The organism is Mesorhizobium sp. BE184, assembly GCF_031457045.1.
In the GTDB taxonomy this organism is placed as follows: Bacteria; Pseudomonadota; Alphaproteobacteria; order Rhizobiales; family Rhizobiaceae; genus Mesorhizobium.
The window spans coordinates 762,830-777,888 of record NZ_JAVDVU010000003.1; the positions used below are offsets into that span (position 1 = coordinate 762,830).

18 protein-coding genes are annotated in these 15,059 nt (G+C 62.8%); 6 read left to right on the forward strand and 12 right to left on the reverse strand.

Annotated elements, in window-relative coordinates; translation table 11 throughout:
• Positions 1-4 precede the first annotated feature (4 nt).
• From ychF to J2X35_RS17510, 4 genes are all read right to left on the reverse strand, one after another.
• Entirely contained in the window at positions 5-1,108 is a 1,104-nt protein-coding gene (gene ychF, locus J2X35_RS17495; RefSeq protein WP_056110957.1) for a redox-regulated ATPase YchF, read from the reverse strand.
• A gap of 86 nt (positions 1,109-1,194) precedes the next feature.
• Complete coding sequence (gene pth / locus J2X35_RS17500; protein WP_310188484.1) at positions 1,195-1,920, reverse strand: aminoacyl-tRNA hydrolase; 726 nt, start codon at positions 1,918-1,920, stop codon at positions 1,195-1,197.
• Positions 1,921-1,946: 26 nt separating this feature from the next.
• Positions 1,947-2,606 carry a 50S ribosomal protein L25/general stress protein Ctc gene (locus J2X35_RS17505; protein ID WP_056110954.1) on the reverse strand — a complete coding sequence of 220 codons (660 nt, stop codon included), beginning with the start codon at positions 2,604-2,606 and terminating at the stop codon, positions 1,947-1,949.
• 172 nt (positions 2,607-2,778) lie between these two features.
• A complete protein-coding gene (locus tag J2X35_RS17510; protein WP_310188488.1) occupies positions 2,779-3,990 on the reverse strand; it encodes an MFS transporter in 1,212 nt (403 codons plus the stop codon).
• 103 nt (positions 3,991-4,093) lie between these two features.
• Here J2X35_RS17510 and J2X35_RS17515 point away from each other — a divergent pair, with 103 nt between their 5' ends.
• Complete coding sequence (locus J2X35_RS17515; protein ID WP_310188490.1) at positions 4,094-4,930, forward strand: helix-turn-helix transcriptional regulator; 837 nt, start codon at positions 4,094-4,096, stop codon at positions 4,928-4,930.
• Positions 4,931-4,958: 28 nt separating this feature from the next.
• Here the strand turns inward: J2X35_RS17515 and J2X35_RS17520 are convergent, their stop codons facing one another.
• Positions 4,959-5,534 carry a TetR/AcrR family transcriptional regulator gene (locus J2X35_RS17520; protein ID WP_310188492.1) on the reverse strand — a complete coding sequence of 192 codons (576 nt, stop codon included), beginning with the start codon at positions 5,532-5,534 and terminating at the stop codon, positions 4,959-4,961.
• Between the two features lie 74 nt (positions 5,535-5,608).
• Between J2X35_RS17520 and J2X35_RS17525 the strand changes: the two genes are divergently transcribed.
• The gene (locus J2X35_RS17525; protein ID WP_310188495.1) at positions 5,609-5,986 is read left to right on the forward strand and encodes a nuclear transport factor 2 family protein; all 378 of its coding nucleotides are present in this window, start codon (positions 5,609-5,611) and stop codon (positions 5,984-5,986) included.
• A gap of 73 nt (positions 5,987-6,059) precedes the next feature.
• Positions 6,060-6,341 (forward strand): antibiotic biosynthesis monooxygenase family protein, encoded by a 282-nt coding sequence (locus J2X35_RS17530; protein WP_310188498.1) that lies wholly within the window; start codon positions 6,060-6,062, stop codon positions 6,339-6,341.
• 80 nt (positions 6,342-6,421) lie between these two features.
• Here J2X35_RS17530 and J2X35_RS17535 read toward each other — a convergent pair whose 3' ends face one another.
• From J2X35_RS17535 to lgt, 6 genes are all read right to left on the reverse strand, one after another.
• Entirely contained in the window at positions 6,422-7,357 is a 936-nt protein-coding gene (locus tag J2X35_RS17535) for a ribose-phosphate pyrophosphokinase (protein ID WP_056110945.1), read from the reverse strand.
• A gap of 118 nt (positions 7,358-7,475) precedes the next feature.
• The gene (locus J2X35_RS17540; RefSeq protein ID WP_310188501.1) at positions 7,476-8,099 is read right to left on the reverse strand and encodes a hypothetical protein; all 624 of its coding nucleotides are present in this window, start codon (positions 8,097-8,099) and stop codon (positions 7,476-7,478) included.
• Positions 8,100-8,151: 52 nt separating this feature from the next.
• A complete protein-coding gene (locus tag J2X35_RS17545) occupies positions 8,152-9,303 on the reverse strand; it encodes a Xaa-Pro peptidase family protein (RefSeq protein WP_310188503.1) in 1,152 nt (383 codons plus the stop codon).
• Positions 9,304-9,305: 2 nt separating this feature from the next.
• Positions 9,306-10,094 carry a peptidoglycan editing factor PgeF gene (gene pgeF, locus J2X35_RS17550; protein WP_310188506.1) on the reverse strand — a complete coding sequence of 263 codons (789 nt, stop codon included), beginning with the start codon at positions 10,092-10,094 and terminating at the stop codon, positions 9,306-9,308.
• 96 nt (positions 10,095-10,190) lie between these two features.
• A complete protein-coding gene (locus J2X35_RS17555; protein ID WP_310188508.1) occupies positions 10,191-11,294 on the reverse strand; it encodes a class I SAM-dependent methyltransferase in 1,104 nt (367 codons plus the stop codon).
• Entirely contained in the window at positions 11,291-12,160 is an 870-nt protein-coding gene (gene lgt / locus J2X35_RS17560) for a prolipoprotein diacylglyceryl transferase (protein WP_310188510.1), read from the reverse strand. Before lgt ends, J2X35_RS17555 begins: the two co-directional genes overlap by 4 nt.
• Before the next feature lie 123 nt (positions 12,161-12,283).
• On the opposite strand from lgt, the gene J2X35_RS17565 reads away from it, so the two are divergent.
• The 3 genes from J2X35_RS17565 (at position 12,284) to J2X35_RS17575 (ending at position 13,941) form a co-directional block, all read left to right on the forward strand.
• On the forward strand, positions 12,284-12,595 hold the full coding sequence (locus tag J2X35_RS17565) for an accessory factor UbiK family protein (RefSeq protein ID WP_310188512.1): 312 nt from the start codon (positions 12,284-12,286) through the stop codon (positions 12,593-12,595).
• A 319-nt stretch (positions 12,596-12,914) separates the two neighbouring features.
• On the forward strand, positions 12,915-13,415 hold the full coding sequence (locus tag J2X35_RS17570) for a YbjN domain-containing protein (RefSeq protein ID WP_056115816.1): 501 nt from the start codon (positions 12,915-12,917) through the stop codon (positions 13,413-13,415).
• 166 nt (positions 13,416-13,581) lie between these two features.
• Positions 13,582-13,941, forward strand: coding sequence for a tRNA-binding protein (locus J2X35_RS17575; RefSeq protein ID WP_310188516.1), 360 nt, complete (start codon positions 13,582-13,584; stop codon positions 13,939-13,941).
• A gap of 25 nt (positions 13,942-13,966) precedes the next feature.
• Here the strand turns inward: J2X35_RS17575 and J2X35_RS17580 are convergent, their stop codons facing one another.
• Positions 13,967-15,025, reverse strand: a complete 1,059-nt coding sequence (locus J2X35_RS17580; protein WP_310188519.1) for a glycosyltransferase family 1 protein — start codon at positions 15,023-15,025, stop codon at positions 13,967-13,969.
• Between the last annotated feature and the right edge of the window lie 34 nt (positions 15,026-15,059).

The following is a 15,059-nucleotide window of genomic DNA, read 5'->3' on the forward strand; positions in this document are numbered from 1 at the left end:
GCGATCAGGTGTTGAACTTGAACAGCATCACGTCGCCGTCCTGCACGACATATTCCTTGCCTTCGTCGCGCGCCTTGCCAGCCTCCTTGGCCGCGACTTCGCCGCCGAGCGTGACGAAGTCGTTGTAGGCGATGGTCTGGGCGCGGATGAAGCCGCGTTCGAAGTCGGTGTGGATGACGCCGGCCGCGCCCGGCGCCTTGGTGCCACGCTCGATGGTCCAGGCGCGGGTCTCCTTCGGACCGGCGGTGAAGTAGGTGATGAGGTCGAGAAGCTCGTATCCGGCACGGATCAGCTTATCGAGACCGGGCTCCTCCAGGCCCATCGAGGCAAGAAATTCGTGCTCTTCCTCGTCGGGGAGCTGGGCCACTTCCGCCTCGATCGCCGCCGAGATGATGACAGTGCGGGCGCCCTGCGGCGTCGCCATCGATTCCACCGCATTGGTGTGCTCGTTGCCGGTGGCGGCGTCAGCCTCGGCGACGTTGCAGACATAGAGCACCGGGTGGGAGGTGAGCAGGTTGAGGCCGTGGAGGATCGGCAGGTCCTCGTCGGAAATATCCTGCAGCAGCACGCGCACGGGACGGCCATCCTGCAGAAGTTTGAGCGCCTTTTCCATGATCGGCAGCACGCCAAGCGCTTCCTTGTCCTTGCCCTGGGCGCGTTTGCGGATCTGCACGATGCGGCGCTCGAGGCTTTCCAGATCGGAGAGCATCAGCTCGGTTTCCACCGTCTCGGCGTCGGCGACGGGGTCGATGCGGCCTTCCACATGGGTGATGTCGTCATCCTCGAAACAACGCAGAACGTGGACGATGGCGTCTACCTCGCGGATGTTGGCGAGGAACTGGTTGCCCAGGCCTTCCCCCTTGGATGCGCCACGCACCAGTCCGGCGATGTCGACGAAGGAGATGCGGGTCGGGATGATTTCCTTCGACTTGGCGACGGCTGCGATCTTTTCGAGCCGCGGGTCCGGAACCGCCACCTCGCCGGTGTTCGGTTCGATGGTGCAGAAAGGATAGTTGGCGGCCTGCGCCGCGGCCGTTCTGGTCAGCGCATTGAAAAGCGTCGACTTGCCGACATTGGGCAGGCCGACGATGCCGCATTTGAAACCCATGATGATAAAGCCTTATCGAGAAACAGATTTGCTCAGGGCTATGGGCGAAAGCGGAGAGGATCGTCAAGCCTTTCGCTGCCGATCCCTCAATCCTTGCCGAACAGCTTCTTCAGCATGGCTGCCATGGGGCCGCTCTCTGGCAGCTTGGCCACCGGCGGCTGCGGACGCGCCTGGCGGATATGACTCTGGGCGCCAGGTTTTTTTTTACGCGGTGGCGCATCATCGGGACCGGTCGGCTGCAGCTTGTCGCGCAGTGCCACGGTCACCCTGTTCATGAAGCCTGCATCATCGCCTTTGGCAAGCAGGTCGGCGCTATCGGCGATGGAGTCCAACAGCACGTCCAGCCATTCGCGGTCAGCTTTGGAGAAGTCACCAAGCACATGGCCATGCACCATTTCCTTGATGCCCGGATGGCCGACGCCGATGCGCACGCGCCGATAGGCATTGCCGATGTGCTGGTCGAGCGAGCGGATGCCGTTATGGCCACCGGAGCCGCCGCCGACCTTGACCCGCACCTTGCCCGCCACGAGGTCGATCTCGTCGTAGAATACGGTGACCGCGGACGCATCGAGCTTGTAGAAGCGCAGCGCCTCGCCGACCGACTGGCCGGAGAGGTTCATGAAGGTCTGTGGCTTGATGAGGAGAACGCGCTCGCCGCCGATCTTGCCTTCGGCGATCTCGGCCTGGAACTTGCGCGACCAGGGCGAAAAGGAATGGCGGCGGGCAATCGCGTCCGCCGCCATGAAACCGACATTGTGCCTGTTGCCGGCATATTTCGTTCCCGGATTGCCGAGACCTGCGAACAGCAGCATCCGATCGGCCTCCCGTTATGCCGAAACTATTCTTTCTCTTCTTCTTCCTCGGTCTCGGCCGAAGCCTCGTCCTCGGCCGCTTCAGCTTCCGCGGTCTCCTCGGCTTCCGGCTTCATCGCCGAAGAACCGGCAATGGTGGCGATGGTGAAGTCGCGGTCGGAAATGACCGGCTTCACGCCTTCCGGCAGCTTCACAGCCGAGATGTGGAACGAGTCGCCGATCTCGGCGCCGGCCACATCGATGGTGATGAATTCCGGGATTGCGTTGGCCGGGCAGTGGAATTCCACTTCGTGACGAACGATGTTCAGCACGCCGCCACGCTTGATGCCGGGGGACTTCTCTTCATTGATGAAGTGAACCGGCACGTTGACGTTGACTTCGGTGTTCTTGCCGACACGCAGGAAATCGACATGCATCGGGAAGTCTTTGACCGGGTCCAGCTGGTAGTCCTTCGGCAGAACCTGGATTTTCTTGCCGCCGACATCGATGGTCGCGATGGTGGTCAGGAAACCGCCGCCGTGAATCTTGTAGTAGATTTCCTTGTACGACAGAGCGATCGCCAGGGGAGGCTGCTTTTCGCCGTAGATAACTGCAGGCACTTTACCATCGCGGCGAACTGCACGGGCGGACCCCTTACCGACCTGTTCGCGCGCTTCGGCTTTCAGCTCATAAGCGTCGTGGCTCATGGCATTTCCTTTCGCGTGTTACTGGAGCATTTCCGGGCGCCGGATGCCGGGTTCCGAAAATGTCGAAAGCCGCGGTATCCGCGGCTCCCGTCCGCGTTGCCTCCAAGGGTGTCTACGCGGGTGGCGGCTCTATAGCCGAAGGCAGCCGGCTCTGCAAGCCGGACGCCGGGTCTCAGGCCGTTACTTCCTTGGGCTCCCGGATGTTCGGCAGGAAGATTGTCAAGAGACCGATCAGCGGCAGGTAGGAGCAGAGCTTGAAGACGAACTCGATGCCCTTGGCGTCGGCGACGACGCCGAGCACCGCAGCCGCGATGCCGCCGATGCCGAAGGCGAAGCCGAAGAAGATTCCGGCGATCATGCCGACGCGGCCCGGCACCAGTTCCTGTGCGAACACGACGATGTTCGAGAAGGCCGAAGACAGGATCAGGCCGATAATGACGGTCAGGATCATGGTCCATTCGAGGTTGGCGTAGGGCAGGGCCAGCGTGAAGGGCAGGACGCCGACGATCGAAAACCAGATCATGGTTTTCTGGCCATAGCGATCGCCGAAGGGACCGCCAAGCAGGATGCCCAGCGCGGCCGACCCTAGGAAGAGGAACAGCATGACCTGCGACATCTGCACGGAAACGCCGAACTTCTCGATGGAGTAGAAGGTGTAGTAGCTCGATATGCTGGAGATGTAGGCGTTCTTGCTGCACACCAGTATGGCCAGCACGGCGAGCGTCGCGAGAATGCGGTTGCGCGAGAAGGTCCGTGCGGCGGGATGTCTGGCGGCCTTGGGCGCATTGGCGCGGCGCCGGCTGTACCAGCCTCCGACCTGCCAGAGGATGATGATACCGGCGAGCGAGGCGACAGAAAACCAGGCGAGGCTCTGCTGCCCCATCGGCACGACGATGAAGGCCGCCAGCAACGGGCCGAGAGACTGGCCGAAATTGCCGCCGACCTGGAACAGCGACTGCGCCAAGCCGAAGCGGCCGCCGGACGCGAAGCGGGCGATGCGCGAGGATTCCGGATGGAAGATGGCCGAGCCGATGCCGATCAGCGACGCGCCGATCAGCAGCAGCCAGTAGTGTCCGGCATAGGCCAGAACGATCAGGCCGATCAGCGACGCAGCCATGCCATAGGGGAGCGAATAAGGCATCGGCCGCTTGTCGGTGATCGCGCCGATGGCCGGCTGCAGCAGCGAGGCCGTGAGCTGGAATGTGAAGGTGAGCAGGCCGATCTGCCAGAAATCGAGCTGGTAGTTCGTCTTCAGCAACGGGTAGATGGCGGCCAGAAGCGACTGCATGATGTCGTTGATGCAATGGCAAAGGCTCACGGCCAGGATGATGGCGAAGGTGGTCGCTTCGGCCTGGCTGCGTCCCGCTGTCGTCGTCGTACTCACTTTGGTCTCCGGTCTTCTGGCGTCACTGTGCCGCGCCGCGCTTATAATCCGGTTGCGATACTACTGCTTTCGTGGTTTGGTCCATTTATTACGCGAGTGGGCCATGTCTTCGACGCAGTGGATTTCTTTTCTTGAGGGTCCTTCGACCAATCTGGTGCGCCAGCATTCCGACAGGCTGGCGTGGCTGGAGCAGGTCGAGGGTCCGATCGTCGGCTTGCCGTCGGAATATCCGGATGGTTATGAGGTGCCGGAACACCGCCACAGCCGCAGCCAGTTGCTTCATGCGTTGACCGGGGTCGTTCTGGTCAAGACGCGCTATGGGAGCTGGATGGTCCCTCCTGATCACGCCATGTGGATACCGGCCGGTATCGCTCACACGGTGAACATGCTGGGCCGGGTCTCCATGCGGTCGCTCTATGTCGATCCCGAAGCCATCGACGGGCTGCCGTCCGGGCTGAGGGTCGTCGGCGTCAGCGCCCTGATGCGCAGCCTGATCATCGAGGCGGTGGCGCTTCCGGATGAGAAGCCTTCGGCGCGCAACACACTTCTGTTGACGCTGATGCTGCACGAGATCCCGACCATGCCCGAACGCCCGCTCGGGCTGCCGTTTCCGGCCGATGCGCGCATCGCGGCGCTGTGCCGGCGCTTCGTGGCGTCGCCATCGCCCCACGCGACGATCCACGAATGGGCGGAAGCCGTCGGCATGAGCCGCCGCACATTCACTCGGGTCTTCCACCGGCAGACCGGATTGTCGCTGTCGACATGGCGCCAGCAAGCGTTGCTTTTCGCCGCCCTGCCACGCCTTGCCGACGGCGAACCGGTGACGCGCGTGGCCCTCGACCTCGGCTATGACAGCGTGCCCGCCTTTACCACCATGTTCAAGCGAATGCTGGGAACCTCGCCGCGGGCGTATCTGCGCGGCAAGGGCGAGGCGGTGTAGGCATCGACCAGCCCGTAATGGGCGTCGGTCAATTCCGAGGCAGCAACCTTTCCACCGCTTTCCGGACAAGGGCAGGAACTGCCTTGGCGTCGTCCAGATAGGCGCTCTCCAGAAGGCCGTCTGAAACCGCCACGAGAAGAGCGGCCGTCAGGGGAGGGCTGGGATCGCCGTCCTCGGCAAGCAGGCGCCGGAGGGTGCCGTGATACCATGTGCGGCGCGCCTCGATGGCCCGTCGCACCGGGCTGGCCGGATCGGGATACTCGGCCGCCGCGTTGAGGAACGGACAGCCCCGCCATGGCCCCGCCACAACCGCCTCGCCAATGCGGCCTATAATGGCGGCGATCATCTGCCTTGGAGGCTGTTTCGGGAGGGATGCGACGGCCGTCCGTCCGAGCCGGTCCTGCTCCTCGATGTAGGCGAGGACAAGTTCATCCTTCGACGGAAAATGGTTGTAGAAAGTCGCCTTGGCCACGCCGGCCTCCGCGATGATGCGATCGATGCCGATGGCGTGGATGCCTCCCTCATAGAAGAGGCGGGTCGCGGTATCGAGCAGCCGACGTCGTGGCGTCGTTTCGGTGGCAGTCCCGGAGATTTTTCGCTTCATGCTTGACGTTAACAGACAGGTCTGTATATTGCAATGGATAGACAGACCTGTCTGTCCATTGTTTGGAGGAAATCATGCAGACGAAAGAGACATCTGAAATTATGCGTCGGTTCAATCAGGCGTTCCTTGAACACAATCCCGCCATCCTCGAAGACCTGGTCGCGCCGGATTGCGTGATGGAGTCCATCCAGCCGGCGCCCAACGGTACGCGCTACGAAGGCTACGACGTCTGTCTGGCTTTCTGGCAGGCGCTCGCGGCCGACAGCGTTTCCTATTTCGAGGTGGAAGACACGGTGGCGATGGATGACCGGGCCATCATTCGTTGGCGCTTCAATTTCGGCGACGGCGGGTCGGTTCGCGGCGTCAATCTGATGCGCGTTCGTGACGGCCGGATTGTAGAAGCCCTGGGCTATTCCAAATCGCCGGGTCAGGCCGCGCCCCTGCCTGCGTGACCGTGCAACGCTTCATCGCCCTGCGGTTCTCCGCAGGGTGCGGACAGATCAATGCACGGAAGGAGGAGGGATCATGATCATCATAGCTGGATACTCGCGCACCCAAAGCGGCAAACGCGACGCTGCCGTGGCAGCGTTCGCCGCCATGGTCGGAAGAGCGAGACAGCAGGAAGGCTGCCTCGACCTGTCGATCAGTGCGGACCCGGTCGATCCGGAACGGATCAACCTTTTCGAATGCTGGCGTGACCAGGAATCCTGGCAGGCCTGGCGCAAAATCGCGAAGGGGCCGCGGATTACCCTGCGGGATTCTCACGTCAAGCTCTACCGTAGCGACAAAGCGGAACGTCCAGTCTAAGCGGTCGGGCGTCGCCGTTCATGAGAGGTTGGACCACGACGGGAGCATCGGAGATGCCTCGGTCATGACCCGCGCGGCGCTCAGTCGAACAGGCTGGAAACCGACTCTTCCGTCGCGGTGCGGGAGATTGCCTCGCCCATCAGGTCGGCGATGGAGACGACGCGGATATTGTGGGCGTCGAGGACCGCCTGGGTCGGCTGGATGGAATCGGTGATCACCAGTTCCTGCAGCTTGGAGCCGGCGATGCGCGCGGTGGCGCCGCCGGACAGAACGCCGTGGGTGATGTAGGCGGTGACGCTGGTGGCACCCTTTTCCAGCAGCGCGTCGGCTGCGTTGCAAAGCGTGCCGCCGGAATCGACGATGTCGTCGATGAGCAGGCAATCCTTGCCATGCACGTCGCCGATGATGTTCATCACTTCCGATTCGCCGGCGCGCTCGCGGCGCTTGTCGACGATGGACAATTGCGCATCGATGCGCTTGGCCAGCGAACGGGCGCGGACAACGCCGCCGACATCGGGCGAGACGACCATGACATTGGCAAGCTGCTTGTACTTGGCCTTTACGTCGCGGGCCATGACCGGCACGGAGAAGAGGTTGTCGGTCGGAATGTCGAAGAAGCCCTGGATCTGGCCGGCGTGCAGGTCGAGCGTCAGTACGCGGTTGACACCGGCGCGGGCGATCATGTTGGCCACCAGCTTGGCCGAGATGGGCGTGCGGCCGGAGGCGCGGCGGTCCTGTCGCGCATAGCCGAAATAGGGCACCACGGCGGTGATGCGGCGGGCCGAAGAGCGCATGAAGGCATCGACCATGATGAGAAGTTCCATCAGGTGGTCGTTGGTGGGAAAGGATGTTGACTGGAGGACGAAAACATCCTCGCCGCGCACATTTTCCTGGATTTCGACGAAGATTTCCTGGTCGGCGAAGCGGCGGACGGTGGCTTTTCCCAGTGGGATGTTGAGATAACGAGCGACACCTTCAGCCAGCACCCGATTGGAATTGCCCGCGAAAAGTTTCATGCACCGATCCCGATAGAAGGATTTTCAAGGCGCTTTTAGCTGGCTTGGTCGGTATTGCAAGCACCGCGATGCGGATTCACGCGGGAATCCAAATATAAGGTGTATCGGCGCGCCTTGGTCAGCCGACGGTGCCGGCCAGCCAGGTGCTCAACTGATCTATGGTGGAGTCGGCGATTGTCTGCATGACGGCGGGCGATACCGCGGTCCAACCCTCCGCGCCGTTGGCAGAAGGGGTCTTTTGCTGGCCGCTTATGCGGTGCAGGCGATTTCCCGCCGGGTCATAAACATCCCAGACGTAGATGACCGTCGTGTTCTTGCCTTCGCTGAGGACGGAGAAATAACCCTTCATCGCATGCGTCGCCGAACGGTCGGAGCCGCCGGCAAGCTGGATGCCGCGCTCGCGGGCACGCGCCGCCAAGCGTTCGGTGAGCGGCGTCGCCGCTTCCACCGATGCGCCGACAATGGGGGCAATCTGCAGCTTTACCCTGGTCAGGGAGGCGACTTTCAGCGCCGTTGCAGGGTTTGTTGCCGGCGGCGAAGCAGTGGGATTTGCAGAGGTCGCCGGCGTGACGGGGGTCGCCTGCGTCGATGGGACGGGAGTCGTCGAGGCGGATGGTGGCGGAGGCAACTGGGCCGACTGGGCGGTCGTCGGAGAGGGCTGGAGCACGTCGTTGGCGCTGTTGCACGCCGATAGTGAAATCACCGCGAGCAAGGACATGGCTGCCGCGTGCGATCGCCTCATCTGCCCGGTTGCTCCTGACTCTGGACGCCCTCGCATCCTTACCAACACGGATTCACCGCACGATCAAGTCTACATCATGGCGGGAGAGGGGTTTGGGCTGGGATTCGGTGGTGAGGTAAGTGCGGCCAAGCGTCATTGCCGTTTCGGCCTCGGAATCCAGGATGATCATATGCGCGAACAGCGTCATGTTAGGCGCGATCGGCTCCGGATTGTCCTGGTAGAACATTGGCAAATCCATCCAGGATGGCGCAAAACGAGCGCCCAGCGAATAGCCGCAGGCATTCAGCCTGTGGCGGGTCAGTCCGTGGGCTTCCATGGTGCGGGCATGCGCATCGAACACGTCGCCGAAGGTGTTGCCGGGCACCATCGCCTTTTCCACCGCGGCGAGCGCATCACGCGCCGCATCGAACAGTTCCTGATGGCGTTTGGACACCTTGCCGGTCAGCGCCGTGCACATCATGGCGGCATGGTAGTGGTGGAACACTCCGGCCCATTCGAGCGTCAGCTGGTCGTTCTTGTTCAGCTTGCGGCGGCCCGCTTTGTAGCGGCAGAGGAGGGCGTCCACGCCTGAACCGATGACGAATTCGTTCGCCGGATAGTCACCACCGCCTGCAAGGACCGCGCCTTGCATGGCGGCCAGGATGGCGGCCTCGTCGGCACCCTGCTTGATCAGCTTGAGCGCGGCATCGAGCGCGTCGTCGGCAAGGGCGGCTGCCTTCTCCGCCTTGACGATTTCGGCCGGGCTCTTGAACAGCCGCAGCCGGCTGACCATGCCGGAGGCATCGGCGATCTGGCCGAAGGTCTGCAACTGCTCGTCAAGGCGACGACCGTTGAGGGCGGTCAGCCCATGCGTGTCGTATTCGACGCCGATGCGCGCACCGAGCAGGTCGAGTTCGTTCAAAAGGTTGCGCAGGTCGATGGCCGGATTGGCGTCGGCGCGATCGGTCCAGACGACGATGTTCTCGATGGTCGAGGTGTGGCGCGCCTGGCGCAGATCGGCCGAACGGGTCAACAGCACCATCGACCCGTCCGCCTTCATCACCAGACACTGGAAGAAGCAGAAGCCGAACGTGTCGTAGCCGGTCAGCCAGTACATGCTTTCCTGCGCAAACAGCAGGATGGCGTCGAGCTTCTTGTCGGCCATCTCGATCATCAGCCGGTCGCGGCGGGCGTCGAACTCCGACTTTTCGAAATGCAGCGCCATGGTCAGTCCTCCAATGCGATGGCCGATATCTGGCGGCCATAATCCGGTTCACGGCGGTGGGTGGTGCGGCGGTAGGAATAGAACAAATCCTCCTCCGCATAGGTGCAGCGGTTCAGCGCTTGCGCCATCACGCCTGCCTGTACGAGACGGTCCACCGTATAGCGGTTGAGATCGAACATGGCATGACCGGTCTTCGCCGACGGCACGAAATAGGCCTGGTTGCGCGCATCCGCCTCGACGAAGCGTGCGACGAACTCGGCGCCGACTTCATAATTGTCGGGACCGATGGCCGGGCCAAGCACGGCCACGATGTTTTCGCGGCGAGCGCCGATGCTTTCCATGGCCGCCACGGTGTTTTCCAGCACGCCGGTCAGCGCGCCCTTCCAGCCGGCATGGGCGGCTGCCACGACGCGCGCCTTGGCATCGGCGAACAGGACCGGTCCGCAATCGGCGCTGGATGCGCCAACGGCGATGCCTGGGCGATCGGTGACGATCGCATCGACCTGTGGCCGCTCAGTGAAAGGCTCGCGGACGATGACGACGTCGGGCGAATGGATTTGGTAGGCGCTCAGGAGATGGCTTGCGGGCACGCCCATCCATTCGGCGACACGACGGCGATTTTCCCCTACCAACTGCGGGTCGTCGGCCGAACCGATGCCCGTATTCAGGCCGCTGTAGATGCCGTTCGATACGCCACCCACGCGCGTGAAATAGCCATGGCGGATGCCATCTGCCCTGGCCTTTTCGAGCAAATCGGAGCGAACCGGGTCCGGCTTGGTTTGATTCGACATTGCCGCTTTGTTGTTCCCCAAAGCTGTTTCGTCAAGCATGGCATCGACCCGTTTGCGGTGGGCGACAGTGCGGCAGGGCGGCGCGAAAAGTCAATTTCAAAGGACAGAAGGATCGATCAGGGACGGGAAGGGCGGGACGCCGACGCCGCGCGGCAACACGGCGAGAACCTTGAACAGGTCGCCCATTGCGTCAGGTCCGGCAAGGCGTTCGACTTCGCCGGAAATGCGTTCCCGAACGGCGTCGTCAGCCGAGGCGCCAAGCTGGCCGGCACGCTCCAGCAGCCCCATGGCAAGCAGGAATTCGCCCTGTGTGATGGCATGGGGATCGAGCCCGCAAGCGCGTGCGGCAGACGCCAAGGCGGCGAAATCGACATGAGCGGTCAGGTCGGCCTCGCCGGGACTGGCGAGCACGTCCTCCGGCGCATGCCTGCGGACGGCCTGCAGCGTGTCGCCAACGGCCGGGTGCAGATAGCCATAATCGATGAAGAGGCCGGCGCCGCCGTCCGCGGCGATCCGCTCGGCGATCTTCTGCATCAGCGCCGACCGGGCCGGTGCGAGTTCGACGATGGCGCCCGTTGGGGCGGTGGCCGCGTCGTCCGGCAGCAAGGTTGGGTCGACCGAGCCCGCGCCGGCAAAGAAGGCGAGGTCATCGTCGTCATTCAAACCGACCACGCGTTCGCGCCAGCCCTTTTCGGTGCGGACATACTGGCGGAGCTGCAGGGCGTCGAAAAGCTCGTTGCCGACGATCAGCAGCGGCTGGCGCGGCAGGTCCGAAATGTCCCTATGCCATTCGAAACGGCCAGCCGAGCCTTCCAACGTGCGCGCCTGAACCTGCGATAGTCTCGCGCTGGTTTCGACCAGCGTGAAGCCGGCGGAGGCGGCAAGATCGGGTTCGATCTTCGCCAGCGTGCGGGCAATGTCCTTGGTCAGAGTGCCGCGGCCAGGGCCGATCTCGACGATGAGCGCATCGGCGGGACTGCCGAGCGCGCGCCAGGCTGACGCCAGCCAGACGCCGATCAGTTCGCCGAACATCTGGCTGATTTCGGGCGCGGTGATGAAATCCCCGCCGCTACCGAAGGGTTCGCGGGTCATGTAGTAGCCGTCCTGCGGGTCAGACAGGCAAAGCGCCATGTATTCGCTGACCGGGATGGGGCCCAGCGCCTCGATCAGTTCGACGATGCGGCGTTTAAGCCGTGTCATGCCGATTGCGGGTCGGCCCGCTGCTGCTGGGTGACAGGCCGGGCGGTCGCCATCGCCCATATGCCGGCCAGAACCATCGGCGTCGACAGCACCATGCCCATGGTCAGCCAGCCGGTGCCGAAAAGGTATCCCAACTGGGCATCCGGCTCGCGGAAGAACTCGACGAAGATGCGTGACAGGCCGTAGCCGCAGATGAAAGCCCCGCCGACGAAGCGCGGCGTGCCGAGCTTGAGACGCGAATGGGTGAGCAGCCGCAGCACCAGGAACAGGACGAGCCCTTCCAGCAGCGCCTCGTAGAGCTGACTGGGGTGCCGGGGGAAGGGGCCGCCATTCGGGAATTCCACCGCCCACGGCACGTCGGTGACGCGGCCCCAGAGTTCGTCGTTGATGAAGTTCGCGACGCGCACGAGGCCAAGCCCGACCGGCACGCCGGCGGCGACGACGTCGAGGAGCGACCAGGCATGGATGCCGCGCGAGCGGGCAAACAGCACCATCGCCAGGGTGGTTCCGAGCATGCCGCCATGGAAGGACATGCCGCCCTGCCAGACGGCGAAAATATCGAGCGGATTGGCGAGATAGCGGGGCAGGTCGTAGAACAGGATATAGCCGGTGCGGCCACCGACAACGACGCCGACGGCGGCCCAGACGATGAAATCGTCGAGGTCTTCCGGCTTCATCGGCAGGATTCCCTGTGGCCATAGCCGCGTGTTGGTGATGAGCCGCTTGGCATACCACCACGCAAACAGGATGCCGACGATATAGCCGACACCGTACCAATGGATCGCCAGCGGCCCGATCTGGACGATGACCGGATCGATCTGCGGAAAGGGTAGCGCGGCAAGCGGCAGAAGCAGATATTCGCTCAAGATGGTCTCCGGGCGGGCGTTCGGCGCGGACCATGCGGCAGGCTTTTGGCGCGGTCAAGGCACGCGGAACTTGCAATCCGGCCCGCTGGCTACTAGGTCATTTCCATCAAGCGAGGATTTGCCATGTCGACCGGACCGAACCGCATTCTCGATGAATTCGCCAAGCTGGTTACCGACGCGGCAGGCGCCGCGCAAGGTGTGAGGCGGGAAGTCGAAACCGCCGTCAGGGCACAGGCAGAACGCATCCTTGGCTCAATGGATGTCGTGCAGCGCGAAGAGTTCGAGGCGGTGCGCGACATGGCGACGAAGGCGCGCGAGGAAAACGCCAAACTGGCGGCCCGCATCGAAGCCTTGGAAGCGCGGCTCGCAGGACAGGCTGGAACGGCCGAAAAGACCAGCGCCACGGACTCGCCGAAACCACGCGCCAAAAAATAATCCTTAAACTTTTCCACAAAGCCCGATCCTGAAAAGCGCTTTCGGCTGAATCGCTTAGACCTGTTGCGTGAATCTCCGCCGCAGCGGTTTCCACACGTGAATTGCACCATGCGAAAAATTGGGCTGGTCACGCGACTCCCGATCAATAGACTGAATTTGCTGCATGATTCGAAGCGCGGATCATGCACCGGGCGGTGGGATCGATCTGGGGTTGATGCGTCGAGCAGTCAGTCCATGCCGTCCGAGTTCAGGAATTTTGTTCGTCGTGTGCCTTCCACGGAGCGTGGCGGCGCTCCACTCGAACGACAGAAAGCATTTCATGGAACTTCTCGAACTCGAATTTTCCCGCGAGATCCATCCGGTGGACGTCATCGAGCAGGTGGCGCACAACAACGACTGGTCGTTCGAACGCGCCGGCGACGACGAGATTTCGATTTCGGTGGCCGGTACCTGGACCGAATATCAGGTCTCCTTCTCCTGGATGGAGGACTTCGAGGCCCTGCATCTGGCCTGCGCCTTCGACATCAAGGTGCCCGAAGCGCGTGCTCTCGAAGTGATGCGGCTTCTGTCGCTTATCAACGAACAGATGCTGTTCGGTCATTTCGACCTGTGGGAACAGGAAGGCGCGATCATGTTCCGGCAGTCCTTGTTGCTGGCCGGAGGCGTCGAGCCTTCAAGCCAACAGGTCGAGGTGCTGTTGTCATCGGCGCTCGAGGCCTGCGAATGCTATTTTCAGGCGTTCCAGTTCGTCGTCTGGTCCGGGACGTCGGCCAAGGACGCGCTGGCCGGTGTCTTGTTCGAGACGCACGGCAACGCCTGAAAGCCTGAGCTGAGACGGGTGATGCCGGGCTGCAAATGGCATTTCCCTGCGCTCCGGTGTTAACGTACTTCATGTACGCTCCGCTCCGGTGCTCGGCCAATTCCATTTTCGCTCCGGCCTGACTCGCTTCATGGCAGGCTTGCAGTGTTCCAAAGAGGTGATCCGCATGAGTTCGGACAGCCAGCGCAAGGCCGAGATCAGTTTCGCGGATTTCGACAAGGTCGACATCCGCGCCGGCACCATCGTCGAAGCGGAGCCGTTTCCCGAGGCACGCAAGCCGGCAATCAAGCTGAAGATCGATTTCGGCCCGATCATAGGCGTCAAGAAATCCTCGGCGCAGATCACCAAACACTACAAGCCGGAGGAACTCATCGGCCGTCAGGTTTTCGCGGTGGTGAACTTTCCGCCGCGACAGATCGGGCCGGTCATGTCCGAGGTGCTTACGCTCGGCTTTCCGGACGACGAGGGGGCGGTCGTGCTCGGCGCCATCGATCTCAAGGTGCCGAACGGCGGGCGGCTGTTCTAACCGATTTCGTGATCTTTGACGGGTTCTAACCTGCCGATTGCACCAACGGGCGGTCTGTGTTCCGGAGGTGCGCTTCCGCTCCGGTTGCCAGGGCCTCGTGAACCGTCGTCATGAACATTTCGGCGCAGGTTTTCCACGAATAGCGCAGGGCGCGCTCGCGCGCTTCGCCGCGGTCAACGTCCAGCGCTGCAAGCGCGGCCGCCCGAAGGTCGTCCGACACAACCCCTCCAACCCCGTCGCCGACGATATCGATGGGGCCGGTCACCGGATAGGCCGCGACCGGCGTGCCGCTGGCGAGTGCCTCGATGATGACATTGCCGAAGGTGTCGGTCCGGCTCGGGAACACGAAGACGTCGGCGGACGCATAAATCTCCGCCAATCGGGCGCTCGGCTGATGGCCGAGGAAATGGGCGCCGGGATATTTTGCCTTCAGCCTGGCGAATTCGGGTCCGTCGCCGACGATGACCTTGCTGCCTGGCAGATCCAGGTCAAGAAAAGCCGGCAGGTTCTTCTCGACGGCGACACGGCCGACACAAAGGAAGATCGGTCCGGGGAAACCCAGATCGCGGCGCTTTTCCGGTTTGAAATGCTCGATATCGACGCCGCGCGTCCATGGCCTCAGCTTGTTGAAGCCTTTCTCGGCGAGATCGTCGGCCAGCGATTGCGTGGCGACCAGCGTGCCCTGCCCGGAATTGTGGAAGTTGCGCAACCATCCATAGGCCCAGGCTTCCGGGACCGGCAGGCGGGCGCTCAGATATTCCGGGAAGCGGGTGTGGTAGCTGGTCGTGAACGGCCGGCCTACCTTGCGGCAATAGCGGCGCGCCATCAGGCCGAGGGGGCCTTCGGTGACGATATGGATATGATCGGCAGCGGCCCTTTCGATGAGGCGCGCGACGTTGCCGGGCGTCGTCAATGCCAGCCGGATGTCGGGATAGGTCGGCAAGGGCAAGGTGTGGAAGATGTTCGGGGTCAGGAACTCGGTTTCGATGCCGAGCCCCTGGAGCGTCTCCGACAGGCGCTCCAGCGTGTGAACCACGCCGTTTACCTGCGGCTTCCAGGCATCGGTGACCATCAGTATGCGCATGACAACCGTCTCCTGCCGGATCGGCACGCGAATC